Below are 26,266 nucleotides of genomic sequence, written 5' to 3'. Positions count from 1 at the left end.
GCCCAATCAGCTAGCGGCGAACTCGCTGAGGGCGTCGATCACGGCGCGGTTCTGGTCTTCCGTGCCGATGGTGACGCGCAGGCAGTCGGGCAGACCGTAGCCGCCGACCGGGCGCACGATGATGCCCTTGGAGTTCAGGTAGTCGTTGGCGGCGGCGGCGCTGCGTTTTTCGTCGGCGAAACGGATCAGGACGAAGTTGCCCGCCGAGGGGAAGACCTCGAAGCCGAAGCCGCGGATGGCCTGGGTCATGCGCGGGCGCCAGTCCAGCACCAGATCGCGCGAGGCCTTCTGGTGGGCTTCGTCCGACAGGGCCGCTGTGGCGGCGTCGAGGCCCGGCACCGAGACGTTGAACGGCAAACGGATGCGGTCCACCGCCTGCTCGATGGCCAGCGGGGCGTAGCCGAAGCCGATGCGCAGGCCGCCCAGGCCGTGAATCTTGGAGAAGGTGCGGGTGACGACGATGTCCGACGCCTCGCGAGCCAGGCCGAAGGCGCTCTCCCACTCGGGCTCGACCACGAACTCGGCATAGGCCTCGTCGACCACCAGGATGATGTGCGACGGCAGGGCGGCGTGCAGGCGGCGGATCTCCTCGCCCGAGTTCCAGCTGCCGGTCGGGTTCGACGGGTTGGAGACGTAGACGATCTTGGTGCGCTCATCGACCTGTTCGAGAATGGCCTCGACCTCGGCCTTCATGTTCGGCTCGGGCGCCAGCTTGACCTCGGCGCTGCAGGCCTTGGCCGAGATGCGGTAGGCGAGGAAGCCGTACTGGCCGGTGACGATGTTGTCCCCAGGCTGCAGATAGGTCTGGTTCAGCAGGGCGAAGACCTCGTCCGAGCCGTTGCCGAAGATCAGGCGCTCGGGCTCCAGACCGTGATGGGCGGCCACGGCCTCGCGCAGCTTGGTGGCGCGGCCGTCGGGATAGACGTGGATATTCTTCAGCGCGGCGGCGTAGGCGTCGCGCGCCTTCTCGCCGGCGCCCAGAGCGTTCTCGTTCGACGACAGCTTCATCGGCTCGGCGAAACCGGCGATCGAGCCCTTGCCGCCCACATAGGGGGCGATGTCGAGGATGCCGGGCTTGGGGGCGGGCGCGGCGTTCGGCGCGTCGGTCATGGGCGTCATCCTCGAAATGCGTGGCTCGAAATGCGTGATCAGTAAACGGGGGCGGCGCCGATGACGCCGCTCATCTGGCCGGGGGCGTTGCTCAGCCGCCCGTCCTCGGCCTGCACATAGCCTGTCAGGACGAACAGCTTCAAGCCGCCGCCCGCCGTCAGCGGCGCGGCGATCAGCCCCGCCTCGCCCAGGGCCGCGACGATGCGGGCGTCGGAGGCGGGGCTGTCGGTGACCCAGAAGGTGCGGTCGTCGCCGGTCGGGCCGGGGGCCTCGGTCGAGACCAGCAGGGCGCGCGGGACGCCCGCCGCATCGTCCGGCAAGGCGGCGATGACCTTGAGCATGGGCAGGGCCAGAAGCTTGCCCCACCAGGGCCGGACGCCGAGGTCGATCAGGGCGCGGCCGCCTTGCCGAGCGGTCGCGAGCGCCTGATCAGGCTCCGCGACCGGGCGGCCGATCAGCCCCCAACGGTCGGCGGCCAGGGCCTGCGACAGCGGCCCGCAGGTGGCCAGGGCCGGGCCGGTCGCGGCCTCAATGCGGCCCAGCACGGCGCGCAGGACCGGACGTTCCGCCGCCGGAATGTCGCGCAGCAGGTCGCGCAGGGCGATGGCGTCGGCGTCGGCGGAGCCGCGCGCCCCGGCCACGATGCGCGCCCGCGCCGCCGCGATCAGGGCGCGGTCCAGGGCCAGACGCTCGGCATCCTCGGGCGGTTCGACCAGCATCAGAACAGCTGGGGTGCCGGGGCCAAGGCGAAGGGCCCCAGATAGGTGCGCCCGCCCTTGAAGTTCAGCACCAGATCCACGGCCTGCCCCTGATCGCCGGCTCCGCCCTGCGGCGTGGCGGCGGCGGCGCGAGCGGCGGCGGCGCGGTCCACCGCCCCGCCCTGAGTAGCCCCGGCCAGACCGACGATGGCGGCCAAAGGCTTCTCGGCCCGCAGGAAGACCTCGCCTTCCAGACGGCCCTTGTCGTCGGCCGACAGGGCGGGGCTGGACAGGAAGGTCTTGCTCTCGCCCGCGCCCAGTTCGCCCTTCATGTCGATGAAGCGGCCGCCGGCGGCGGTCCAAGCCGACAGCAGGCCCTGGGCGTCGGCGCCCTTCAGGGCGCTGGCCTTCTCGATCACGGCCTCGACCTGGGCGTTCAGCTTGCCGGACTGGGTCAGGCCCTCGACCGGCCCGTTCGGGCGGCCCTCGCCGTCGACCAGGCGGAACAGGACATCGACGTCATCGGTCGGCGTGTTCGACCCAGCCACGTGCGGTCGCATGTAGAACTGGACCAGCCCGGCCTTGGCCAGGGGGAAGGGTTCGGCGTCCGGCAGGGCGGTGAAGACCGGCTTGGCCAGCTCGACCGCGACATTGGGCCAGCGTTGGGTCAGGCCATGGATGCTCATGCGGATGGTCTCGGCGCGCACCGCCGTCTTGCCCTTGGCCCCGCGCGTCAGAACCAGACCGTCCGGCGCGGCGATCACCCACTTGGTCGGGTTGTAGGCGTTGGCCTCGGCCACGATCTCGGGCGCGGCGACGGCATGGCCCGAGGGGGCGACGATGTCGACATGCTTCATCGCCACCCGCGCCCGCAGGGGCCAGCCGGTCGTGGTGACGCCCGCATGCTTCACCGTCCAGCCCGACTGCTCCAGCCGGGCGATGCGGCCTTCCAGCTTCTGCTCGATCTGCTGCGTCAGGACGAACCACCAACCGGTCCACAGGGCCAGGCCGACGAAGACGATGGCGAAGGGGATGATCAGCCCCTTGCGGCTGTGGCGGACAGGTTCGGCGGATGCGTCGGTCATGGGCGCGGTTTAGCAGGACGCGCGGCTGCTGACACGCCCTGTCAGCAGGAACGGGCCACCCTGTCGACCGTTCGAATCGCGCCCCGACAGGAGACAAGGCCCATGGAAACCCAACAGCTGCACCGCGGCCGGCTGATCGACCATCTGCAACTGGTGACGCCGGACCTTGAGGCCAGCCGCCGCTTCTACGGCGCGGTGCTGGAGGCGCTCGGCGTGCCGATCGGCGGCGAGGCCGAGCGCTTCTTCTGGGCCGACGAGCTGTTCGTCTCGGCGGTGGACAGCGCGGCCTCGGCGGGGCGCCCGACGGGCCGCTGCCATCTGGCCTTTCAGGCGCGTGACCGGGCCATGGTCGAGGCCTTCCACAAGGCGGGTCTGGCGGCGGGCGGAACCGACAACGGGGCGCCGGGCGAACGGCCCTATCATCCCGGCTATTACGCCGCCTTCCTGCTGGACCCCGACGGCAACAACATCGAGGCGGTCTTCCACGGCGAAGCCGATCGCTCTGCTGAAAGCGTGGTGGTGACGTTCGAAGGGTAGGGCTCAGGCGGTCAGGTCGGCCATTTTCGCACCCGCCGCCCGCGCCGCCTCGTCGGGCGTCAGGCCCAGCAGCAGGCCGCGCTGACCCCCGTTGATCAGGATGCGGTCGAACAGGATGGCCGTCTCGTCCATCACGGTCGGCACGGCCTTCCTCTGGCCGAAGGGGCTGACGCCGCCGACCTTGTAGCCGGTGAGGCGTTCGGCGTCGGTCGGCTTCATCATCTGGGCCGACTTGGCTCCGAGGACCGCCGCCAGCTTCTTCATGCTGACCTCGCAGTCGGACGGGACGATGACGCAGGCGGGCTTGGCGTCCACCAGGGTCATCAGGGTCTTGAACACCTGTTCCGGCGCCCAGCCGAGCGCCTCGGCCGCCTGCAGCCCCACGCGCGGCGCGTCGGGGTCATAGTCGTAGGGGAAGAGCTCAAAGGCGACGCCGGCCTTGGTGAGGGCCACGGTCGCAGGGGTGGTCTTGGACATGGTCGCAAGCTTTAGCCCAGCTTTCCCGTCGCCGTCATTCCTGACCTCACGCCCTTCTCTTTCGTCATCCTCCGGCAAGCCGCGCAGCGGCGCTGACCGGGGGACCCAGCGGCGCCCGGAGGGCGAAAGCCCACGCGCCGCTATCGCATTAAAGATCGCCTTCGGCGCTGCTGGGTCCCCCGGTCTCGCTCCGCTCGCCGGAGGATGACGGAAGGAAGAGGTGGAGAAGCCTCAGGGTTGGTCGGCGAGGAAGCTCTTCGTCAGCTCCACCGCTTCGGCCAGACCCATGCGCTGGACCTCGGTGCCCGGCGGCAGGCCCGCGAACAGGCGGGTCGGACAGGCGGCGTCCAGCATGAGGAAGACCCCCTTGTCGTCGGCCCGGCGGATCAGGCGACCGAAGGCCTGGGCGATGCGGCCGCGCGCCAGGGCGTCGTCATAGGTCTTGCCGCCGAAGCGCTCGCGCCGCGCCTTGTGCAGCAGGTCCGGGCGCGGCCAGGGCACGCGGTCGAAGGCGAGGACCCGCAGGGAGCGTCCCGGCACGTCCACCCCGTCGCGCACGGCGTCGGTGCCCAGAAGGCAGCTGTCCTGTTCGGCGCGGAAGACGTCGACCAGGGCGCCGACTTCCAGCGGATCGACGTGCTGGGCGTAGAGGGGGACGCCCGCCTTGGCCAGGTCAGGCCCCAGCCGCTCATAGACGGTCTTCAGCCGGCGGATGGCGGTGAACAGGCCCAGCCCCCCGCCGCCCGCCGCCAGAAACAGCTCGCGCATGGCCGCCGCGATCTGGCGCGGGTCGTCCTTCATCAGGTCGTTGACGACGATGATGCGGCTGTTGGCGGCGTAGTCGAAGGGGCTTTCCACCTTCAGCGTCCGCGCCGGTTCGATCAGCCGCGCCGCGCCGGTCCGCATCCGCGCCAGTTGGAACGGGTCTTCCGCCGCCGGGTCCGAGAGGGTGGCCGAGGTGACCAGCAGGCCGTGGGCCGGCATGACGACGGCGGCTTCCAGCGGCACGGTCGGGTCGATCCAGTGGCGGCGCAGGGCCACGTCGTGGATGCGGCCGAAGGCGGCCTCGGCGCTGAGCCAGTCGACAAAGTCAGGGTCGGGTTCGTCGCCGCCCTCCTCCAGCGCCGCCAGCATGGAGCGCCAGCCCGGCAGGGTCATGCGCGCGCGCCGGTCCATGCCGCGCAGGGCTCCTTCGATGCGGGCGCGGGCGGCGCCGTCCAGCTCGGCGGCCTCTTCGTCCAGAATGTCCTCGAGGTGGCGCGACAGGGCCAGAAGCGGCGCCTCGACGGCGGCGATGGCGCGGGCGGCGGCGCGGGCGGCCTCCAGCACCGGTTCGGTGGCGGGGCGCAGGGCGCACTCCATGCCGAACTCGGTCCCGCCGGTTTCCTGACTGCGGGCGCGCAGCTGGTCCAGAGCGGCGACCAGGAAGGCCTCGATCGGGCCGATGGGATTGATCTCGCCCGACGCGGGCGCGATGCGGCCCGAGACGCCCTCGCCCGGGAGGGCGGCGGCGGCGATCATGGCGTCCTTCAGGGCCTTGGCCGCAGCCTCGTTGTCGGCGCACAGGTCGCCCAGCCTTTGCTCCAGCCCGCGCCCGCGACGGCCGCGTCCTTCGGGGCCTCTAATCCAGCGACGCAGCTCGGCGGCTTCCTGACCCGACAGGGCGGCGGAGAAGGCGCTGTCGGCGGCGTCAAACAGGTGGTGGCCCTCGTCGAAGACGATGCGCTTCAGCGCCGCCGTCTCGCCGTCCTGCTTCAGGCCGCGCGCCGAGCGGGCGCCGTCGAAGGCGGCCTGGGTCATGACCAGGGCGTGGTTGGCCACCACCAGATCGGCGCGACGGCTGGCGCGGATGGTCTTCTCGACGAAGCACAACCGATAGTGCGGACAGGCGGCGTGGACGCATTCGCCGCGCCGGTCGACCAGATTGGCCGGGCTGGCCTGATGGCTGGGGGCGGTCGCATAGAGGCCCGGCAGCCAGCCGGGATAGTCGCCGCCGGTCATGTCGCCGTCGCGGCTGTGCGCGGCCCAGCGGCTGGCCAGCCCCATGCCGATCAGGTCGCCATTGCCCAGTTGGGCCGCCTGCATCATGTCCTGCAGGTTCAGCAGGCAGAGGTAGTTTTCGCGCCCCTTGCGGACCACCGTCTTCTTGCGGCGTTCGGCCTCGTCGGGCCACAGGGCGCGGCTTTCGCGGTCGATCTGGCGTTGCAGGGCGCGGGTGTAGGTCGAGACCCAGGCCGCGCCCGCGTTACGCTCGGCCCACAGGCTGGCGGGGGCCAGATAGCCCAGGGTCTTGCCGGTGCCGGTCCCCGCCTCGGCCAGCAGGACGCGCGGACGGCCCTCCTCGTTGCGCGGTGAAAAGGCGTAGGCGGCCTCGGCGGCGTAGTCGGACTGGGCGGGCCGCGTCTCGTCCAGACCCGAGGCCTGCAGCAGCTTGTCCAGACGGATGCGGGCGCTCTCGGAGTCGACCGGGGCGGACCCGGCCTCGCCGCGCGGGGCTTCGTCCTCCCACTCGTCCAGACGGGACCAGACGTCCAGACCCGTGCCGCGTTCGCGCCGATCGCGCAGGGGACCCGCCTGAAGCGCGGCCAGCACGCGCGAGCCCCAGGACCAGCCCGCCCGGTCCAACGCCCCGGCCAGGGTGTAGGCGTCCTCGCGCCCCGGATAGACGGGGTCGGTCAGTTCGTTCAGCAGGTCGGCGGCGGCGTCGCGCAGGGCCTGGGCCTGAGCCTCGGCCCCCTTGGGCTCGGAGCGCCCCATGGCCAGGGCCAGCCCCGACGGCGACGGGGCGCAGAACCTGGCGGGACGCACAAAGGCGTAAAGCTCCAGCACGTCCAGCATGTCGGTCGAGCGCGGCGGCGGGCTGAGGCCCAGACGGCGCGCGGTCAGGCTGGCGTGGGCGACCATGACGGGGCCGCCCAGAAAGACGCCCTCGGCCGCGCCGCGCCCGATCTTCCGAGCGCCCGCCGCATCGCACACGGCCCCTGCGCCCGGCGGCGTGGCCAGGGCGGGCGGCAGGTCCGCCGCGAACGCAGTCGCGGGCTGGACGGTGGCTGGAACGGAGACGTCGGTCACGCCCGATCCATAGCGCCCCGCGCGGCGAAACGGAACGGGAACGTTCGTCCCTCTCGCCAGAGGCCGAAAACGAGCTAGGTTGGCCGGGACAGGGAGGACCGCCCATGCAAACCCGCCCCATCACCACCCACGGCCTGACGCAACAGGTGCTGGAGGCGGGACAAGGCCCCCTGGTCTTGCTGCTGCACGGTTTTCCCGAACTCGGGATCAGCTGGCGGGCGCAGGTTCAGGCCCTGGCCGAGGCAGGCTATCACGCCGTCGCCCCCGACATGCGCGGCTATGGCGGAACCGACAAGCCCGCCGATCAGGAGGATCACACGCTCCTGCATCTGGTTGGGGACATGGTCGATCTGGTCCGGGCTCTGGGCGTGACGGAGGCCGTCGTCGTCGGCCACGACTGGGGTTCGGCCGTCGCCTGGCACTGCGCCCTGATGCGGCCGGATGTATTCCGCGCCGTGGCCGGTCTGTCCGTCCCCTTCCAGCCGCGTCGTCCCAAGGGACCGCCGACCGCCGCCATGGCCGCGATCTCGAAACGAGCCGGTCTGGGCGACCTCTACATCAACCGCTTCCAGTCGCCGGAGGCCCATGTCGAACTGGACGCCGACCCGGCCACGGCGCTGAGGAAGATGTTCTGGGCCTATGACGGCGCCACCGCCCCGGCCGACCAGTCGACCGGCTTCATGCCCGAGGGCGTCAGCCTGCTGGACAGCATTTCCGATCAGGCCGCGCTGCCGCCGTGGATGAATCCGGCGCACTTCAACGAATACGTCGCCGCCTTCGCCGCGTCAGGTTTCAAGGGGCCGCTGGACTGGTACCGCTGCCTCGACCGCAACTGGGCCCTGACCGCCTTCCTGCAGGGCCGGAAGATCCGTCAGCCCGCCTTCTTCATGGTCGGCGACCGCGATCCCGTCCGTCACTACGCCGGCCCTCATGAGACGGCGCAACAAGAATGGCTGACCGACCTGCGCGGACAAGTCGTCCTGCCAGGCGCGGGACATTGGCTGCAGCAGGAACGAGCGAATGAGGTGAACGCGGCGCTGGTGGAGTTCATGCGGGGGCTGTAAGCCCCCGCGCAGGCCCCTTTAACCGACGTGGGGCGTGATGATGCCCAGCGGCAGGGTGGTCACGTTCTTCACCCCGCGTGTGACGATATGGCTGGCGCAGTCGGAGACGATGCCGAGGGTCAGCAACTTGTCGCGCAGGAACTGGTCGAAGGCGTGCATGTCCGAGGTGATGATGCGCAGGACATAGTCTTCGCGGCCCGTGATGGTGGCGCACTGCACCACTTCCGGCCAGGTAGCGACGGCGGATTCGAAGATGTCGAGGTTCTCGCGCGACGGCAGGCTCAGCTTGACGATGGCGTAGACTTCGAAGTCCAGACCCAGCAGCCCCGCGTCCAGAAGCGTGACCCGCTTGCGTATCAGGCCGCTATCCTCCAGTCTCTTGATCCGGCGCCAGCAGGGCGAGGCCGACAGGCCGACGCGATCGGCGACCTCGGCGACCGACAATCCGGCGTCCTGCTGCAGGATGTCGAGGATGCGGGCGTCGATAGGATCAAGTTCGTCGGCCAAAGGCGTTTCTCCAAATGGGGATTTCGCGCAATAAAATACCCCAAATCAGCATTTGGCAAGGGTATTTTTAGGAAGGCCAACAGACACACGCCATGCTATGCCCTCTTTCTAGAGGAAACGCGGACGGATCAACCGGACGGGACGCATGATGAAGAACACCCCCACCCTGTCGCTGCGCGTGCCGGAGCCTTCGGGTCGTCCGGGCGATGCGCCTGATTTCAGCCACCTGAAGCTGGACGCCGCCGGCGCCGTGACCCGGCCCGAGGTGTCGACCGCGCCCTATGACATGCGCGACCACGCCTTCCAGCTGGTGCGCGTTCTGGACGACGAAGGCCAGGCCGTGGGGCCGTGGAATCCCAAGCTGGATCCCGAAATCCTGCGTCGCGGCCTGAAGGCCATGATCCTGACGCGCGCCTTCGACGACCGGATGCACCGCGCCCACCGCCAGGGCAAGACCAGCTTCTATATGAAGTGCACCGGCGAGGAGGCCATCGCGGTCGCGCAAGGGATGATCCTGAGCCGCGAGGACATGGGCTTCCCCACCTATCGCCAGCAGGGCCTGCTGATCTCGCGCGGCTACCCGCTCGCGTCGATGATGAACCAGATCTATTCCAACGCCGCCGACCCGATCAAAGGCCGCCAGCTGCCGATCATGTATTCGGCCAAGGACTACGGCTTCTTCACCATCTCGGGCAACCTGGGCACCCAGTACGTCCAGGCCGTGGGCTGGGCCATGGCCAGCGCCGCCAAGGGCGACGACAAGATCGCCATCAGCTGGATCGGCGACGGCTCGACCGCCGAGAGCGACTTCCACTCGGCCCTGACCTTCGCCTCCGTCTATCGCGCGCCGGTCATCCTGAACATCGTCAACAACCAGTGGGCCATCAGCTCCTTCCAGGGCATCGCCGGCGGGCTTGAGACCACCTTCGCCTCCAAGGCCATCGGCTACGGCCTGCCGGCCCTGCGCGTCGACGGCAACGACTTCCTGGCCGTCTGGGCCGCGACCCAGTGGGCCGAGGAGCGCGCGCGCACCAACCAGGGCGCGACGGTGATCGAGCTGTTCACCTATCGCGGCGCTCCGCACTCGACCTCGGACGACCCCAGCCGCTACCGCCCCGGCGACGAGCACGAGAAGTGGCCGCTGGGCGACCCGCTCGAACGCCTGAAGCAGCATCTGATCGTCATCGGCGAATGGTCGGACGAACAGCATGAAGCGGCCGAGAAGGACGCGGTCGAACAGGTCCGCGCCGCCGCCAAGGAATCCGAAGCCATCGGCACCCTGGGTCAGTCGCGCCCCAGCGTGAAGACCATGTTCGAGGAAGTCTTCGCCACCGAAGACTGGCGTCTGGTCGAGCAGCGTCGCGAGGTCGGAGTCTGAACATGACCACTGCGCCCATGAACATGATTCAGGCCCTCAACTCGGCCATCGACACCAAGATGGCGGAGGACCCCAACGTCCTGTCGTTCGGCGAGGACGCCGGCTACTTCGGCGGCGTCTTCCGCGTGACCGACCAGTTGCAGCAGAAGCACGGCCTGACCCGCAGCTTCGACGCCCCCATCTCGGAAACCGGCATCGTCGGCACGGCCATCGGCATGGCCGCCTACGGCCTGCGCCCTGTCGTCGAGATCCAGTTCGCCGACTACATCTATCCGGCCTATGACCAGATCGTCTCGGAAGCGGCCAAGATGCGCTACCGCTCGGGCGGTCAGTTCACCTCGCCGCTCACCATCCGCAGCCCCTACGGCGGCGGCATTTTCGGCGGCCAGACGCACAGCCAGTCGCCGGAAAGCCTGTTCACCCACATCTCCGGCCTGAAGGTCGTCATTCCGTCGAACCCCTATGACGCCAAGGGCCTGCTGACCGCGGCCATCGAGGACGACGATCCGGTCATCTTCTTCGAGCCCAAACGCCTCTACAACGGCCCCTTCGACGGCTGGCACGAAAAGCCGGTTTCGCCGTGGAAGACCCAGGAGCTGGCCCAGGTCCCGACCGAGAAATACGCCCTGCCGATCGGCAAGGCCCGCGTCATGCGCGAAGGCAATGACGTCACCATCCTGGCCTATGGCACCATGGTCTGGGTCGCCCTGGCCGGCGCCGAGCACGCGGGCGTGGACGCCGAGGTCATCGACCTGCGCACCCTGGTGCCGCTGGACATCGAGACCATCGAGGCCTCGGTCAAGAAGACCGGCCGATGCGTCATCGTGCATGAGGCGCCCAAGACCTCGGGCTTCGGCGGCGAGCTGTCGGCCCTGGTTCAGGAGCGCTGCTTCTATCATCTGGAAGCCCCCATCGCCCGCGTGACCGGCTGGGACACCCCCTACCCGCACGCCTTCGAGTGGGAATACTTCCCCGGCCCGCAACGCGTGGCCGACGCCCTGAAAGCCGTCATGTCGGGAGGCCGTTAAGATGGGTCGTTTCGTCTTCAAGCTGCCCGACGTGGGCGAAGGCACCGCCGAGGCCGAACTGGTCGCCTGGCACGTCGCGGTCGGCGACATGGTCGAGGAAGACCAGATCGTCGCCGACGTCATGACCGACAAGGCCACGGTGGAAATCACCGCCCCGGTCAGCGGCAAGGTGCTCGCCATCCACGGCCAGGCCGGTGAGATGGTGCCGGTGCGCGGCCCCCTGGTCGAGTTCGAGGTCGAGGGCGCGGGCAACGCCTCCGACGCCGAGCCGACGCCGGCTCCCGTCGCCAAGCCCGAACCCGCCCCTGTCGCCGTCGAGGCGCCGAAGGTCGAGGCCGCCCCGGTCAGCGCCCCGACGGCGGCCGGCGCCAACTACGTCTTCAAGCTGCCCGACGTGGGCGAAGGCACCGCCGAGGCCGAGTTGGTCGGCTGGCACGTCAAGGTCGGCGACGCGGTCGAGGAAGATCAGATCCTCGCCGACATCATGACCGACAAGGCCACCGTCGAGATCACCAGCCCGATCAACGGCGTGGTCGTCGCCCTGCACGGCGAGGCCGGCCAGCAGATCGCCGTCGGCGGCCCCCTGGTCAGCTTCAAGGTCGAGGGCGCGGGCAATGTCGCCGCCGCTCCGGCCGCGACCCCGGCGCCCGCCCCCGCCGCCAAGGCCGAGAAGGCCGCGCCCGCTCCGGTCGCCAAGCCTGCCCCCGCTGCGCCCAAGGCTGACGCCAAGCCCGTTCCGGCCCTGACCGGCCGCCAGCCGGGCGAACGTCCGCTGGCCTCGCCCGCCGTGCGCAACCGCGCCCGCGACCTGGGCGTCGACCTGGTCTTCGTGCCGGGGTCAGGCCCCGCCGGCCGCATCGAACACGCCGACCTGGACGCCTTCGTCGCGCGCGGGGGCAGCCTGCCCGCGGCGACCAGCGGATCGACCGCCTCGACCTACGCCCGCGCCGAGGGCGCCACCGAGACCAAGATCATCGGCCTGCGCCGCAAGATCGCGGAGAAGATGGCCGAGAGCGTGCGTCGCATCCCGCACATCACCTATGTCGAGGAAATCGACATGACGGCGGTGGAGGAGCTGCGCGCTCACCTCAACGCGACCAAGGCCAAGGACCAGCCCAAGCTGAACGTCCTGCCCTTCGTGGCCCGCGCCATCGTCGTGGCCCTGCGCGACCAGCCGACGATCAACAGCCACTATGACGACGACGCCGGGGTGCTGACGACGCATGCCCCGGTCCACCTGGGCATCGCCGCCCAGACGCCGAACGGCCTGATGGTGCCGGTCGTCCGCCACGCCGAGGCGCTTGACCCCTACGCCACCGCCCTGGAAATCGCCCGCGTCTCGGGCGCGGCCAAGGACGGCTCGGCCAAGCGCGAGGAACTGTCCGGCTCGACCATCACCATCACCTCTCTGGGGACGCTCGGCGGCGTGGTTCACACGCCCATCATCAACCACCCCGAGGTCGCCATCGTCGGTCCGAACAAGATCGCCGAGCGCGTGGTGGTCAAGGACGGCCAGATGGTCGTGCGCAAGATGATGAACCTGTCCTCCAGCTTCGATCACCGCATCGTCGACGGCCACGACGCGGCGGTCTTCGTGCAGCGCATCAAGAACCTGCTGGAGAACCCGGCCACGCTCTGGATGGGGTGAAGCAGATGAAGCCGTTGTTCGCGCTTGGACTCATCGCCCTCACGGCGAACATGTGGGTCAACGCGGCAACGGCTTGCTCGCCTCCCCCCGGCAACATCGCTGAATATTACGCGCGAGCGGAGCGCGCCTATTTTGAAGATGTGACTTCGGTCTATCGGGGTGTCCTTGCGAACGTGGTCGGCAAGCAGGACGACCCGATTGTCAGGTTTTCGGTCCTCAGAACACACGACTTGTGGGGTGCCCCCAGCCCAGCCCGCCTGGATCTCAAGTTCGAGTTGGGCCACTGCTCCAACTATCTGATCTTCACAACCGAGTATGCCGAGGGCGAAGGCATTGCGGATGGCCTCGCCGTTCGCATCTTCGTCACCCCGGCATCCCGGATCAATCCTGAACTCCTTTACATCGTACCTGAAGGACCGCTCGCCGACGACATGATGTCGAGGTGGCGCGCCGTCCGAGCCAGCCTTGCGAGACGCTAGAATGACCCAGACCCTCAAGACCAAAGTCCTGATCATCGGCGCCGGCACCGGCGGCTATGTGGCGGGCATCCGTTGCGGCCAATTGGGCCTGGACACCGTGCTGGTGGACGGCGGCGACGGCCTGGGCGGGACCTGCCTGAACGTCGGCTGCATTCCGTCCAAGGCCATCATCCACGCCGCGGGCAAGTATGAGACGGTGCTGAAAGCCGCCGGCGACGGCACGCTGGGCATCACGGCGTCGGCCCCGGCCATCGACCTGTCCAAGACGGTCGCGTGGAAGGACGGCATCGTCAAGAAGCTGAACGCCGGCGTCGCCGCCCTGCTGAAGAAGGCCAAGGTCAAGGTCATCAAGGGCTGGGCCGAGTTCACCGACGCCAAGACCTGCCGCGTCGAGACCGCCGACGGCCCCATCCTGATCACCGCCGAACACGTCATCCTGGCCACGGGGTCCGAGCCGGTCGAGCTGCCCTTCCTGCCGTTTGGCGGCGACGTCATCTCCTCGACCGAGGCCCTGAGCCTGTCGGAAGTGCCGAAGAAGCTGGTCGTCGTCGGCGGCGGCTATATCGGCCTGGAACTGGGCATCGCCTTCCGCAAACTCGGTTCGGAGGTGGCCATCGTCGAGATGGCCGACCGCCTGCTGCCCCTCTACGACAAGGCCCTGACCGATCCGGTGCAGAAGTGGCTCGAGAAGCACGGCGTCGAGCTGTTCCTCGGTGCCCGCGCCGGCGGCTTCGGGGACGGCAAGCTGAATGTCACCGACAAGGACGGAAACCCGATGCAGCTGGACGCCGACAAGGTGCTGGTCACCGTCGGCCGTCGGCCGCGCACGAAAGGCTGGGGTCTGGAGACCATGGGCGTCGCCATGGACGGCCCCTTCGTGAAGATCGACAACCGCTGCGCCACCAGCATGAAGAACGTCTGGGCCGTCGGCGACCTGACCGGCGAACCCATGCTGGCGCACAAGGGCTCGGCCCAGGGCGAGGTCGTGGCCGAGATCATCGCCGGCCATGACCGCGTGTTCGACCCCGTCACCATCGCCGCCGTCTGCTTCACCGAGCCGGAGATCGTCTCGGCGGGCCTCGGTCCGCAGGACGTCGAGGGCCGCGACGACGTGATCCAGTCCGTCTTCCCCTTCGCCGCCATCGGCCGCGCCCTGGCCATCGAGGCCGGCGAGGACGGCGGCTTCGTCCGCGTCATCGCCTCGAAGACCGACCACCGCATCCTGGGCATCCAGGCCGTCGGCCAGCACGTGTCCGAGATGTCCAACAGCTTCGCCCAGATGCTGGAAATGGGCGCCGTGCTGGAAGACGTGGCGGGTGTCATCCACGTCCACCCGACCCTGGGCGAGGCCTTCCACGAGGCCAGCCTGCGGGCGCTGGGCCACGCCATTCACATCTAAGCTTCTTCCCTTCTCCCCTTGAGGGAGAAGGTGTCGTGCGGAGCATGACGGATGAGGGGTGACGACGGCGCCGCTTGCTCGCTCAGGCGCCGATCCTCTTCTTACTGAACCCTCAGCGCTGACACCCCCTCATCCGAGCGCCTCCGGCGCCCACCTTCTCCCACAAGGGGAGAAGGAACCGCCCCGCTTGCCCTCGTCTGACGAAAGACCGACCCTCCCGCAAACGGGAGGCTTCGATGAGCGCCGAGACCCATTACCTGGCCGTCTTCACCAGCGACAAGACCGGCCCCAAATGGCGGGCCTGGCGCGCCATGAGCGAGGCCCAGCAGACCGAGAAAGCCCGCCTCGGCGTCGCCGCCGTCGCCGCCTGGGAAGAGGCGCACCGCGACTCCATCGTCTATCAGGGCGGCCCGCTGGGACCGACCAAACGCATCGACGACGACGGCGCCGTGACCGACGTGGTCAACCTGCTGACCGTCTTCATGGTGGTGCGCGCCGACAGCCACGAGGCGGCGGCCCGCCTGTTCGAGAACCATCCGCACATGGACCCCTTCCCCTGCGACGGGGTGGAGGTGATGCCGGTGCTGGGGGGCGAATAGGTTGAGGAAACCTACTTCGCTACATCGCCTTAATCTTTTCATCCACCATTCGTTCGAGACGGCGAACCTGCCGGATTATGGCCTTCGACTTCAGAGATTTTGCAGCCCGTCGTGCATAGGTGGAGAAATTACGTAGACCCACCGGTGAAAATCTCCGGCGGAGTTTCTTAGTATAGACCTTTGACGCACGCCCTTCCGCGATAGCCACGCGCCCGACTTCGGCAGTTCGTCGAAGGCTGCGGCGCGCTTTTCTCCACTGGCGCCCAAGCGAACCGGGCCTGATAACCGCGCCCCGTGGTGATACATTAAATCCAAGGTACTGAAAGGATGATGGGCTCAACGGGTCAAAGACAGTTTTTTCAGTTTTTTCATCCTTGATCGTCAGCTTAAGGCTTCCAACCTCAGCCTTTAGCATCGCCTCCAGCTGAACTTCTTCCGCGCTGGGGCAAATGATTAAGATGTCGTCGGAGTAGCGCTGGTAGAGAGCTCCGATTCGATCGCACGCGGCCTTCATGGCCGCGTCCACCGGCCACATGTAGAGATTTGCCAGAACCGCGCTGATCGGTGTGCCTTGCGGTATCCCGAAGGAAGCCGGATTGGCAGTCGGCCTGATACCAGCAGCCTTCACCTCGGCGATAGTTCCAATCGGTTCTCGCATCCCCCTTTCAAAACGGTCCGCAAAAGCGGGGTTGGCTTTGAGATCGTCCAAAGGGATGTGGCGGAACCGGGTAATGGCTCGAAATACAGCGAACCAGTCATCAGAAAGATTCGGCTCTCCCACTACAGCAGTTAGCTATCGCTTGAGAAGTCGGTGGTCGAGATTGTCAAAAAATCCTGTGACGTCGAAGCACATCACAGTGCATGGCGCGCTGGTCAACGCGAAATCGAGCGCGACACTGGTGAAATCGTAGTTCGACTTACCGAGTGATCTGTAAGCAATCACGGTCTGGCTCAGCCCGTGAGCCTCGTACTTCCTATCCAGTTCCTCAGTGAGCCGAGAGGCATAGAACGAGAGCAGGCACGCATCACGGTGTGAGGCGTACATGATGTCTCTATCTTTGAAGACCGTTCGCTTCTGGAGCGGCTTGTACCGCTTCTCGCGCTTCACATAGGAGATGAGTGGAGACCAGCTATGGCTTGCGGCGAACCCGGGTTTGGTGACCCGGTTAGCGTACTTTGGCCCCACGGGGGCGTCTAAGTGACGATAGCCTCTCGCGCGGAACCATGCTGGCTTCATAGCAATCCCCAAGCAGCAGAATCTGGGGGACTAGCCCTGACCTCAGGCCTCCGACACGACTACTCGTCCCCGAACGCCCCCCAGATGCACGCCTCATTCCGCTAGTTCGACTGTCTCAAGTCACATCCCAACGCAGGTCAAAAAACGCTAGAGGCTATAGTGAAGCCGAGGAGGTCCGAACAATGAAGTCCAGTGTCTCGTCGATTCTGACCCGGCGCGTCACGGTGACTGAAGTCATCGCGGCGCGGGTGGGACAGTTCCAAGTTGACAGTCTCAACGACCTTACCGCTCGGCCAATTCCGGCGGCTTGAATGAGATGGGACGCAAATCGATAAGCGCAAGGCGGCGCTTAAACTTTTTTTCACCATATTCTGGCGTCGAAAGACTTCGGCGGGTCCATCAGTCTTGCACACGCATTAAGAGGGAGGCCCTGCTATACTCACTAATGCACCCGCGCCTTGCCGATCTCCAGCCCGTCGGCGCCCGCTGACACGGCCACCACGCTGCCGTCCTCGATCTCGCCGGCCAGGAGTTTCTTGGCCATGGGGTCGACCAGTTCCTTCTGGATGACGCGCTTCAGGGGCCGCGCGCCATAGACGGGGTCGTAGCCCTTGTCGGCGAGCCAGGTCAGGGCGCTGTCGTCCAGGGCCAGGGTCAGGCGACGGTCGGCCATCAGCTTTTCCAGACGCGCCAGCTGGATGCGGACGATGCCGCCCATCTGTTCGCGGCCGAGGCGGTGGAACAGGATGATCTCGTCGATGCGATTCAGGAACTCGGGCCGGAAGTGGGCGCGGACCTGTTCCATGACCAGGGGACGGACGGCCTCGACGTCCTCGCCCTCGGGCTGGTCGGCCAGGTACTGGCTGCCCAGGTTGGAGGTCATGATGATCAGGGTGTTCTTGAAGTCGATGGTGCGGCCCTGACCGTCGGTCAGGCGACCGTCGTCCAGCACCTGCAGAAGCACGTTGAAGACGTCGGGGTGGGCCTTCTCGACCTCGTCGAACAGGATGACCTGATAGGGGCGACGACGCACGGCCTCGGTCAGGGCGCCGCCCTCGTCATAGCCGACATAGCCCGGAGGGGCGCCGATCAGGCGGCTGACCGAGTGCTTCTCCATGTATTCGGACATGTCGATGCGGGTGATGGCGTTGTCATCATCGAACAGATAGCCGGCCAGGGCCTTGGTCAGCTCGGTCTTGCCAACGCCCGTCGGGCCAAGGAAGAGGAAGCTGCCCAGCGGCTTGTTGGGGTCGTTCAGACCGGCGCGGGCGCGGCGCACGGCGTCGGACACGGCTTCCAGCGCCTCGTTCTGGCCCACCACGCGGCGGCCCAGTTCCTCCTCCATCTTGAGCAGCTTTTCGCGCTCGCCTTCCAGCATCTTGTCGACGGGCACGCCGGTCCAGCGGCTGACGACGGCGGCGATCTGTTCGGCGTCGACGACTTCCGGCGTCAAGGGGGCGGCGACCGCCGCCGGGGATTCGGAGTCCGCGAGTTGCTTCTCAAGCTGCGGAATCTGGCCGTAGGCGATCTCTGAGGCGCGGCCCAGGTCGCCTGCGCGCTGGGCGGCGGCCAGTTCGGCGCGCAGGCGGTCCAGGGTCTCGCGCAGTTGCGCGCCCTGACCCACCTTGTCCTTTTCCGACTTCCAGCGGGCGGTCATGTCGTCCGACTGGCCTTCCAGATCGGCGATCTCGTCCTCCAGCTTTTCGAGACGTTGCTGCGAGGCGCTGTCGCTCTCCTTCTTCAGGGCCTCGCGTTCGATCTTGAGCTGGACCAGACGGCGGTCGATTTCGTCCAGGGCCTCGGGCTTGGAATCCACGGCCATGCGGACGCGCGAGGCGGCCTCGTCGATCAGGTCGATGGCCTTGTCCGGCAGGAAGCGGTCGGTGATGTAACGGTTCGACAGGGTGGCGGCGGCGACGATGGCGCTGTCGCTGATGCGCACCCCGTGGTGGACCTCGTACTTCTCTTTCAGGCCGCGCAGGATCGACACCGTGTCCTCGACGGTCGGTTCGGAGACGAAGACCGGCTGGAAGCGACGGGCCAGGGCCGCGTCCTTCTCGACGTGCTTGCGGTATTCATCCAGCGTTGTGGCGCCGACGCAGTGCAGCTCGCCGCGCGCCAGCGCGGGCTTCAGCAGGTTGGAGGCGTCCATGGCCCCGTCGCCCTTGCCGGCGCCGACCAGGGTGTGCATCTCGTCGATGAAGAGGACGATGCCGCCTTCGGCCGCGGCCACCTCGTTCAACACGGCTTTCAGGCGTTCCTCGAACTCGCCGCGGTATTTAGCCCCGGCGATCAGGGCGCCCATGTCCAGCGACAGAACCTTCTTGTCCTTCAGGCTTTCGGGCACGTCGCCGTTGACGATGCGCAGGGCCAGGCCTTCGACGATGGCGGTCTTGCCGACGCCGGGCTCGCCGATCAGGACGGGATTGTTCTTGGTGCGGCGGGCCAGGACCTGGATGGTGCGGCGGATCTCTTCATCCCGGCCGATGACCGGGTCGACCTTGCCGTCGCGCGCGGCCTCGGTCAGGTCGCGGGCGTAGCGTTTCAGGGCGTCGTAGCTGTCCTCGGCCGAGGCGTTGTCGGCGGTCTTGCCCTTGCGCATCTCGGCGACGGCGTCATCGAGCTTCTTGGGCGTGACCCCGGCGGACTTCAGCGCCTCGGCGGCGGCTCCGCCCTCCTTGGCGATGGCGGCCAGCAGGCGCTCGGTGGTGACGAAGGCGTCGCCAGCCTTCTTGGAGGCGTCCTCGGCGGCGTTGAAGACGCGGGCGGTGTCGCCGTCCAGATAAAGTTGGCCCGAGCCGCCCTCGACCTGAGGCCGCTTCTTCAGCAGGCCCTCGGTCACCAGTTCAACGGCGGACGGATCGCCGCCGGCCTGATCGATCAGCTTGCGCGCCAGACCGTCGCGTTCCTCCAGCAGCACCTTCAGCAAGTGCTCGGGCGCGAACTGCTGGTGACGGCGGGCGAGCGCCAGCGACTGGGCGGATTGGACGGCCTGTTTGGCGCGGTCGGAATAGAGGTCGAGATTCATTTCGGTGCAGTCCCCTCGGAAGGCGGAAAACCAACAACGCGCCCTTCTGCGAAGCGACGCCTTGAGTTGTGTCAAACCGAGGTGGGTGTGGCCCATGGGACACGCAAGCCCCGGCCGTCGCGATTGATGCAGGCCGCCATACCGGCCTAGCGTGGCCGCAGGAGGCCTCTATGGATTTTCTGACGCACGGCCCGGTCGATCCGACGGTCGTCCTGCCCTTTCTGGCGGCGGTGGCGCTGATGGAGCTGACGCCGGGGCCGAACATGGGCTGGCTGGCCCTGGTGTCGCTGTCGCAGGGAAGGACGGCGGGGCTGGCGGCCGTGGCCGGGATCACCCTCGGCCTGACGCTGTGGATGGTCGCCGCCGCCTTCGGCCTGACCGAGGTGGTCCTGCTGTGGCCCGCCCTCTATCAGGCCATCCGCTGGGCCGGGGTCGGCTTCCTGCTGTGGCTGGCCTGGGACGCCTGGCGCAGCACCGGCGACGGGGCGAGCGCGGCGCCGGTCGAGATGCGGCGACGCGCCCTGTTCCGGCGCGGCCTGATCGGCAATCTGCTGAACCCCAAGGCGGCCCTGCTCTATGTGGTCCTGCTGCCCGGCTTCATCCGCCCCGCCCAAGGCTCGACGCTGACCCAGGCCCTGACGCTGGGCGGCCTGCACGTCGTCGTCAGCGTCGTGGTCCACACGATCATCGTGCTGACGGCGGCGCGGGCGGGCGGCGCCCTGCTGACCCGGGCGCAGGGGCCCATGATGCGCGCCGCCATGGCTCTGGGCCTGGTCGCCATCGCCGTCTGGACCGCCTGGGAGACGCGGATCTGACGCCGACGATCAGCCGCCAGTCGGGCCGGTCGAGAAGTCGAACTGTTCGGGCTGACGACGCGGGCCGCCGCCGAACGACCAGGTCAGGCCCAGGTAGAAGGCGCGCAGATTGATGTCCTGATCGCTCCGCTCACGGAACAGGGGGGTGTCATAGGTGGTGGCGCCGCCGAAGGAGTTGAGGATGTCGCGGGCCGTGAACTGCAGAGACAGGGTGTCGTTCAGCTTGCGGCGATAGCCCAGGTTGACCATGCCGCCGCTCTCGCGCGTGCCTTGGGCCAGCAGTTGGTCGCCTTGCCAGAAGCCCATGACCTGGACGAAGTCCTTGGGCGTGGCCTGCCAGTTCAGGCTGAGACGGCCGGTGAGCATCTCGCCTTCGCGGTCGCGGGCGCCGGGGATGCCTGACGCGTCGATCTCCTGACGGAAGGCGTTGATGCTGGCGTTGTAGCGCAGGGTCGAATGCAGGCGGCCGCTGGCGGTCAGCTCGACGCCCAGGTCGCGGCGCGCGCCGAGGTTTTCGGGCCGGGTCAGCAGGACGCCGCCGCCGACATCGACGGCCACGTCGGTGAAGGCCTTGGTGGTGTCGCGATAATAGGCCGTGGCCTGATAGAAGTTCTGGCCCTGGCGCATCTGCCACATGGCCTCGAAGCTGTCCGTCTCCTGCGGCTCCAGGTTCGGATTGCCCGAGCGCAGGTTCAGCGGGTCGCCATAGGAGACGAAGGGGTTCAGCTGGGTCGGCTGCGGCCGCTGGATGCGGCGCGAATAGCTGGCGCGCAACGTCTGGGTGTCGGTCAGCTTGTACTGCAGATGGCCCGTCGGATAGGCGCGGAAGTAGTCCTGAGAGGCGCGCACGGCGTTGGTCACGTCCTCGACCTCGACCTCCGCCTGTTCCAGACGCAGGCCGAACTGGGCCGACAGCTTCTCGCCGAACGGGCGCTCATAGGTGGTGTAGAGGGCGTGGACCGTCTGCTCGGCCTCGAAGCGGTTGCGCAGACCGGGCACCGGGGCGAGAGCGGCTTCGGACGGGCCGCGCCGCAGGACGACGTCCTGATCCGGACGGTTGAGGCTCAGCTCATAGCCGGCGCGCAGCTTGGAGCCGTCGTCCATGGGCCGGGTATAGGCGCTGGTGAAGCCGATGGTTTCCTGCGCGTTCAGGAACTTCTGGTCCTCATAGACCGTCGGGCTGACGGGCACGGAGAAGACGTTGGCGTTCAGCGAGGCGTTCTCGTTGTCGTTGCGGTCGTAGCGCAGCTCGTTGGACCACTCATGGCCCGAGGCGTCGAACTGGTGCAGCACGCGGGCGGTGGCGCCCCAGCCGTCCATGCTGAAGCCCCCCACCCCGTCGCGGGTGTAGGCGCTGGTCAGGACGCCGGCGGCGTTGCGGGTCTCGAACAGACTGCCGGCCTCGGCGTCGGCCTCGAAACGGTTGGCGCGCAGCTCCCCCGTCAACATGGTCTTGTCGGTCAGGCGATATTCGGCCGCGACCCGGCCGAAGGCGCCCTTCTGGATCATGTCGTTCTCCTGGATCGTCGTGGTCCTGGAGGTGACGGCGCCGGTGATCGGGTCCAGTTGTTCGCGCAACCGGTCAAAGGCGAAGTTCTGGTCGTCGTAGCGATAGCTGACGTCGCCGGTCAGGGTCAGCTTGCCGCGCTGGCGCGAGCCGCTGACGCCGGCGTTCCAGCGGCCGTTGTCGCCGACATTGACCCGCACGGAACCGGTCGTGACGGTCGCCGTGGGCGCCCCGGCGGCGGCGGCGCGCGCGGCGGCGGGGATGGGCTTGGTGATCAGGTTGATGACCCCGCCCGAACCCTCGGGGCTGTAGGCGGCCGAGGGGTTGGTCATGACCTCGATCCGCGCATAGCGGTCAGCCGGCAGTTGCAGCACGGCGTCGGCGCGATTGGGACCCGACAGGATGGCCGAGGGACGACCGTCGACCAGGATGGTGACATTGCCGTCGCCGCGCAGGGAGACATTGCCCTGGGGGTCGACATCCACCGAAGGGACGTTGCGCAGCGCCTCAGCCAGAGAACCGGTCGCGGCCTGCAGATCGTCGGCCAGACTATAGCTGATGGAATCGATCGAGGTTCGCACGTCGTTGGCCCGGGCGGTGACGACGACGTCGCCGACGGTCGCGGGCTCGTCCTTGTCCTTGTTCTCCTGCGGAGCCGTCGGCGCCGGGGTCTGAGCCTGCGCCCCAGTCGCGGACGGTGGCGTCTGGGCCATGACAGCGCCCGCAGGCAGGGCCAGAACGACGCCCAGCAAAGGCGCAAGCTTGAGTTTCGACATGGTCGCGTCCCTGCGGACGTCCCCTCGACGTCCCCTCAAGCGCTGCGACTATCAGCCGGTCGTCGCTGACCACAGTTACATCTTTTTCATCCCGGGGGCGGGTCTGTGGCCAAGGCCGGGAACCCCAAGCGGCGCCGTGCGTTTGCGGCCCCATGCTGACGACCAAGATGAACCCCCGTGTCTTCTGGGGGGCCAGCGCCATCGCAGGCGCCCTGCTTCTCCTCGCCCTGATCGCGCCCGCCACATCCGACCTGATTTTCGGCGCCGCCCAGGCCTGGGTGGTGGAGACCTTCGGCTGGTTCTACGTGGCCTCGGTGGCCGGCTTCCTGCTCTTCGTCGCCGTTCTGGCGATCGGACCGACGGGGCGCCTGAGGCTGGGCCCGGATGACGCCGAGCCGGATTTCCCCTACGTCTCCTGGTTGGCCATGCTGTTCGCGGCGGGCATGGGCATCGGCCTGATGTATTTCGCCGTGGCCGAGCCCGTGCAGCACTACATCGCTCCGCCCGAGGCGCAGCCCGGCACGCTGGACGCCGCACGCGAGGCCATGGTCATCACCTATACCCACTGGGGGGTCCACGCCTGGGCCATCTACGCCGTGGTGGGCCTGAGCCTGGCCTATTTCGCGCACAGGAAAGGTCTGCCTCTGACGATGCGGTCCAGCCTCTACCCCCTGCTGGGCAAGCGGGTGAACGGCTGGGTGGGCGACCTGGTCGACATCTTCGCCATCTGCGGCACCCTGTTCGGCATCGCCACCTCCCTCGGCTACGGCGTGGCGCAGATGACCTCGGGCCTGAACTACGTCTTCGGCCTGCCCAATGACGTGATCATGCAGGTCGGGCTGATCGTCGTGGTCATGGGCGCGGCGACGATCTCGGTCCTGACCGGGGTGGACAAGGGCGTGCGGCGGCTGTCCGAACTGAACCTGTTCATCGCGGTCTGTCTGATGCTGTTCGTTCTGATCGTCGGACCGACCCTGTTCCTGCTGCGGGCCTATGTGCAGAATTTCGGCCTCTATCTGGATCACTTCTTCGAGCGCACCTTCACCCTCTACGCCTATGAGCCCCGCGCCTGGATGGCGGACTGGACCTTGCTCTACTGGGCCTGGTGGATCTCCTGGTCGCCGTTCGTGGGCATGTTCATCGCCCGCATTTCGCGCGGGCGCACGGTGCGGGAATTCCTGATCGGGGTGCTGCTGGTCCCATCGGGTTTCACCTTCCTTTGGATGACGGTCTTCGGCAATACGGCCATGAGCCTGGACCTGGGCGTGGCGGCAGGCGCCATTTCAGACGCCGTGCAGGCGGACCTTTCGACGGCCCTGTTCCACTTCTTCGAATACCTGCCAGGCACGGCTGTCACCTCGATTCTGGCCATCGCCCTGGTCGCGGTCTTCTTCGTCACCTCGGCGGATTCAGGGTCTCTGGTCATCGACACCCTGGCCTCTGGCGGGGCGGAGGAGACGCCGCGTTGGCAGCGGATCTACTGGTGCGTGCTGCAGGGTCTGGCGGCGGCCCTGCTGCTGCTCGCGGGCGGCCTGGGGGCGCTTCAGGCGGCGACCCTGATGGCGGCCCTGCCCTTCGCCGTCATCATGATCCTAGCCTGTGTGGGCCTGGCGCGGCAGATGAACGCCGACCTGAGGGGCGAGGCGGTCGAGACCGAGGCTCCGCCGATCCGTGAGCGGCTGAAGCGCATCTTCTCGCCCGCCAGCCGCAAGGACATCGCCCGCCAGATCGAACGCCAGGCCGCCCCGGCCCTGGTCGAGGTTCGCGACGCCCTGTCGAACGAGGGCCTGGACCACAGCCGGGTCGAAATGGACGAAAACGGCGTCTGGCTGGTGGTCGAACACGCCAACGGCCGCGACTTTCTCTATCGCGTCGGCGCCCGCTCGCGGCCCCTGCCCGCCCTGAGCGCGCTGGAGGCGCCCGAGGGCCGTCGCGCGCTGGAATGGCGGATGACGGCCCAGACCGGCGACGGCACGCGCCCCCGCGATCTCACCGGATTCAGCCGGGCGCAGATCGTCGCCGACGTGCTGGAACACCTGCAAAGGTGGCGGCTGGCGGCCTGAGCCCTTGGCCCGGCGGATCGGCGGCGCTAGCGTCGCCGCTCATGTCGGGAGCTTCGCCTATGTCCATCCGCCTGTCGCGCCGCGCGGCGCTGATTTCCTCCGCCGCAGCCGCATCGGGCGCGGCCCTGCCCGCGACCGGTTGGGCCCAGACCAGCGCCGACACCCGTTCGGACGAGGAGATCGCCGCCGCCGCCGACGCCTGGGTGCAGCGTTGCATGACCGCCTGGCCGGAACAGCCGGCGGTGTCGCTGGCTCTGGTGCGAGACGGCAAGACGGTGCTGGCGAAGGGCTACGGCGTGCGCCGTCAGGGCAAGGCTGAACCGGCCGACGAACACACCCTGTTCGCCATCGCCTCCAACTCCAAGAACGTCACCGCCGCCTGCCTGGCCATCCTGGTCGACGAGGGCAAGGTGAAGTGGGACGAACCGATCAAGACCTATCTGCCCGGCTTCACCCTGTCGGACCCGGTGATAGGCGAGCGCATCACGGTGCGCGACACGCTGAGCCACCGCGCCGGGTTCGGCTTGGGCGCCGGCGATCTGCTGTTCTGGCCCAACAGCGACCGGACCCGCGCCGAGGTCCTGGCCCAGGCCGCCTTCGTGCCGATCGAGGACGGCTTCCGCGAGGACTATCACTACTGCAACCTGATGTTCGTGGTCGCGGGCGCGGTGATCGAGGCCGTGTCCGGCCTGTCGTGGGAGGCCTTCGTCCAGACCCGCATCTTCGACAAGGTGGGTATGGCCGAGAGCGTGCCCCTGGCGCGTCTGGCTGATCCGGCCAAGTCCGCCCTGCCGCATGGCCGGGTCGGCCCGCCCCTGCGCTATCAGGGGGCGATGACCCAGATCGCCGACTCCATCGTCGAGGTCTGGAACTGGGATTCAGCGGCGGCGGCGGGCGGCATCTGCGCCAGCGCGACCGACTGGGCCAAGTGGATCGCCGTGCGTCTGAATGACGGCAAGCTGGCCGACGGGTCGCGCCTGTTCTCCGAAGCCGCCGCCAGGGAGATGTACAGGCCCAACATCATCGTCTCCGCCCTGGGCGGGCCGACGGCGGAACTGCCCAACCAGGCCGTGGCCTCGACCTATGCCATGGGTCTGCAGGTCCAGGACTATCGCGGCGAGCGGCTGGCCACCCACGGCGGCGGCTCGCCCGGCGGCATCTCGGCCACCGTCCTGATCCCGGGCCGCAAGATCGGCTTCAGCGTCTTCACCAACGCCGAAGAGAGCTTCCTGCTGCGCGCCCTGCGCTCGGGCCTGTCCGACATCGCCATGAACAAGGTGGACGTCGACTGGATCGCCGATTCCAAGAAGCGCGAGGCTGAGGGGATCGAAAAGTCGCTGAAAGCCGCCGTTGAGATCGACGCCAAGCAGGCGGCGGGCGCCCCGCCTTCCATGCCGCTGGACGCCTATGTCGGGACCTGGCGCGACCCCTGGTACGGCGACATCGTCATCGAGCAAAAGACCCAGGGGCGCGGCCGCAACCGCAAGTCCGGCCTGTGGCTGCGCTTCACTCACACCCCGGCGCTGCAAGGTTGGCTGGAGCCCTATGACGGCGAGACCTTCCGCACCCGCTTTGCCGACAAACGCGAGGAAGACGCCTTCATCACCTTCAACATCGCCACCGCCAAGCCGGCGACCGCCACGGTCAAGGGCGTCTCGCCCGACATCGACTTCTCCTACGACTATCAGGACCTGCGGCTGACGCGGGTCTGAGGCCAGCAAAAAGGGGCGGTCCCGACGGACCGCCCCTTTCTTCATTT

20 protein-coding genes are annotated in these 26,266 nt (G+C 68.0%); 11 read left to right on the top strand and 9 right to left on the bottom strand.

Annotated elements, in window-relative coordinates; translation table 11 throughout:
• Positions 1 to 6: 6 nt before the first annotated feature.
• From hisC to B3K53_RS14320, 3 genes are read right to left on the bottom strand one after another with little or no spacing between them, the layout of a single operon-like run.
• A complete protein-coding gene (gene hisC / locus B3K53_RS14330; RefSeq protein WP_292085183.1) occupies positions 7 to 1,110 on the bottom strand; it encodes a histidinol-phosphate transaminase in 1,104 nt (367 codons plus the stop codon).
• Between the two features lie 38 nt (positions 1,111 to 1,148).
• Complete coding sequence (locus B3K53_RS14325; RefSeq protein WP_292085182.1) at positions 1,149 to 1,829, bottom strand: hypothetical protein; 681 nt, start codon at positions 1,827 to 1,829, stop codon at positions 1,149 to 1,151.
• Positions 1,829 to 2,893 (bottom strand): DUF2125 domain-containing protein, encoded by a 1,065-nt coding sequence (locus B3K53_RS14320; RefSeq protein WP_292085181.1) that lies wholly within the window; start codon positions 2,891 to 2,893, stop codon positions 1,829 to 1,831. The genes B3K53_RS14325 and B3K53_RS14320 overlap by 1 nt, the downstream gene beginning before the upstream one ends.
• 102 nt (positions 2,894 to 2,995) lie before the next feature.
• Between B3K53_RS14320 and B3K53_RS14315 the strand changes: the two genes are divergently transcribed.
• Positions 2,996 to 3,430: a VOC family protein gene (locus B3K53_RS14315; RefSeq protein ID WP_292085180.1), complete on the top strand. Its 435-nt coding sequence runs from the start codon at positions 2,996 to 2,998 to the stop codon at positions 3,428 to 3,430.
• 3 nt (positions 3,431 to 3,433) lie between these two features.
• Here the strand turns inward: B3K53_RS14315 and ybaK are convergent, their stop codons facing one another.
• Both ybaK and B3K53_RS14305 read right to left on the bottom strand, forming a co-directional pair.
• Entirely contained in the window at positions 3,434 to 3,907 is a 474-nt protein-coding gene (gene ybaK / locus B3K53_RS14310) for a Cys-tRNA(Pro) deacylase (RefSeq protein ID WP_292085179.1), read from the bottom strand.
• 231 nt (positions 3,908 to 4,138) lie between these two features.
• Positions 4,139 to 6,811: an ATP-dependent DNA helicase gene (locus B3K53_RS14305; protein ID WP_292085676.1), complete on the bottom strand. Its 2,673-nt coding sequence runs from the start codon at positions 6,809 to 6,811 to the stop codon at positions 4,139 to 4,141.
• A 272-nt stretch (positions 6,812 to 7,083) separates the two neighbouring features.
• Here B3K53_RS14305 and B3K53_RS14300 point away from each other — a divergent pair, with 272 nt between their 5' ends.
• Positions 7,084 to 8,043, top strand: a complete 960-nt coding sequence (locus tag B3K53_RS14300) for an alpha/beta fold hydrolase (protein WP_292085178.1) — start codon at positions 7,084 to 7,086, stop codon at positions 8,041 to 8,043.
• An 18-nt stretch (positions 8,044 to 8,061) separates the two neighbouring features.
• On the opposite strand, the gene B3K53_RS14295 is transcribed toward B3K53_RS14300, so the two are convergent.
• Positions 8,062 to 8,550, bottom strand: a complete 489-nt coding sequence (locus B3K53_RS14295) for an Lrp/AsnC family transcriptional regulator (RefSeq protein WP_292085176.1) — start codon at positions 8,548 to 8,550, stop codon at positions 8,062 to 8,064.
• A 145-nt stretch (positions 8,551 to 8,695) separates the two neighbouring features.
• On the opposite strand from B3K53_RS14295, the gene B3K53_RS14290 reads away from it, so the two are divergent.
• The 6 genes from B3K53_RS14290 (at position 8,696) to B3K53_RS14265 (ending at position 15,081) form a co-directional block, all read left to right on the top strand.
• Positions 8,696 to 9,928 carry a 3-methyl-2-oxobutanoate dehydrogenase (2-methylpropanoyl-transferring) subunit alpha gene (locus B3K53_RS14290; RefSeq protein ID WP_292085175.1) on the top strand — a complete coding sequence of 411 codons (1,233 nt, stop codon included), beginning with the start codon at positions 8,696 to 8,698 and terminating at the stop codon, positions 9,926 to 9,928.
• 2 nt (positions 9,929 to 9,930) lie between these two features.
• Positions 9,931 to 10,956 (top strand): alpha-ketoacid dehydrogenase subunit beta, encoded by a 1,026-nt coding sequence (locus B3K53_RS14285; protein ID WP_292085174.1) that lies wholly within the window; start codon positions 9,931 to 9,933, stop codon positions 10,954 to 10,956.
• A gap of 1 nt (position 10,957) precedes the next feature.
• A complete protein-coding gene (locus B3K53_RS14280) occupies positions 10,958 to 12,604 on the top strand; it encodes a 2-oxo acid dehydrogenase subunit E2 (protein ID WP_292085173.1) in 1,647 nt (548 codons plus the stop codon).
• A gap of 5 nt (positions 12,605 to 12,609) precedes the next feature.
• Positions 12,610 to 13,083 (top strand): hypothetical protein, encoded by a 474-nt coding sequence (locus tag B3K53_RS14275; protein WP_292085172.1) that lies wholly within the window; start codon positions 12,610 to 12,612, stop codon positions 13,081 to 13,083.
• 1 nt (position 13,084) lies between these two features.
• Positions 13,085 to 14,482, top strand: coding sequence for a dihydrolipoyl dehydrogenase (gene lpdA, locus B3K53_RS14270; protein WP_292085171.1), 1,398 nt, complete (start codon positions 13,085 to 13,087; stop codon positions 14,480 to 14,482).
• A gap of 236 nt (positions 14,483 to 14,718) precedes the next feature.
• Entirely contained in the window at positions 14,719 to 15,081 is a 363-nt protein-coding gene (locus tag B3K53_RS14265; RefSeq protein WP_292085170.1) for a hypothetical protein, read from the top strand.
• Positions 15,082 to 15,100: 19 nt separating this feature from the next.
• Here the strand turns inward: B3K53_RS14265 and B3K53_RS14260 are convergent, their stop codons facing one another.
• Both B3K53_RS14260 and clpB read right to left on the bottom strand, forming a co-directional pair.
• Positions 15,101 to 15,862: a reverse transcriptase domain-containing protein gene (locus tag B3K53_RS14260; protein ID WP_292085169.1), complete on the bottom strand. Its 762-nt coding sequence runs from the start codon at positions 15,860 to 15,862 to the stop codon at positions 15,101 to 15,103.
• A gap of 898 nt (positions 15,863 to 16,760) precedes the next feature.
• The gene (gene clpB / locus B3K53_RS14255; protein ID WP_292085168.1) at positions 16,761 to 19,346 is read right to left on the bottom strand and encodes an ATP-dependent chaperone ClpB; all 2,586 of its coding nucleotides are present in this window, start codon (positions 19,344 to 19,346) and stop codon (positions 16,761 to 16,763) included.
• Positions 19,347 to 19,516: 170 nt separating this feature from the next.
• Here clpB and B3K53_RS14250 point away from each other — a divergent pair, with 170 nt between their 5' ends.
• Positions 19,517 to 20,161 (top strand): LysE family translocator, encoded by a 645-nt coding sequence (locus B3K53_RS14250; RefSeq protein WP_292085167.1) that lies wholly within the window; start codon positions 19,517 to 19,519, stop codon positions 20,159 to 20,161.
• A 9-nt stretch (positions 20,162 to 20,170) separates the two neighbouring features.
• Here the strand turns inward: B3K53_RS14250 and B3K53_RS14245 are convergent, their stop codons facing one another.
• Positions 20,171 to 22,444: a TonB-dependent receptor domain-containing protein gene (locus tag B3K53_RS14245; protein ID WP_292085164.1), complete on the bottom strand. Its 2,274-nt coding sequence runs from the start codon at positions 22,442 to 22,444 to the stop codon at positions 20,171 to 20,173.
• A gap of 152 nt (positions 22,445 to 22,596) precedes the next feature.
• Here B3K53_RS14245 and B3K53_RS14240 point away from each other — a divergent pair, with 152 nt between their 5' ends.
• Both B3K53_RS14240 and B3K53_RS14235 read left to right on the top strand, forming a co-directional pair.
• Positions 22,597 to 24,507 (top strand): BCCT family transporter, encoded by a 1,911-nt coding sequence (locus tag B3K53_RS14240; RefSeq protein WP_292085162.1) that lies wholly within the window; start codon positions 22,597 to 22,599, stop codon positions 24,505 to 24,507.
• Between the two features lie 59 nt (positions 24,508 to 24,566).
• Entirely contained in the window at positions 24,567 to 26,219 is a 1,653-nt protein-coding gene (locus B3K53_RS14235) for a serine hydrolase (RefSeq protein ID WP_292085161.1), read from the top strand.
• The last annotated feature ends 47 nt before the right edge of the window (positions 26,220 to 26,266 follow it).

Origin of the sequence: Brevundimonas sp. UBA7506, assembly GCF_002479495.1 — a bacterium.
Lineage (GTDB): Bacteria > Pseudomonadota > Alphaproteobacteria > Caulobacterales > Caulobacteraceae > Brevundimonas.
This window is presented reverse-complemented; position numbering and strand designations above follow the sequence as displayed.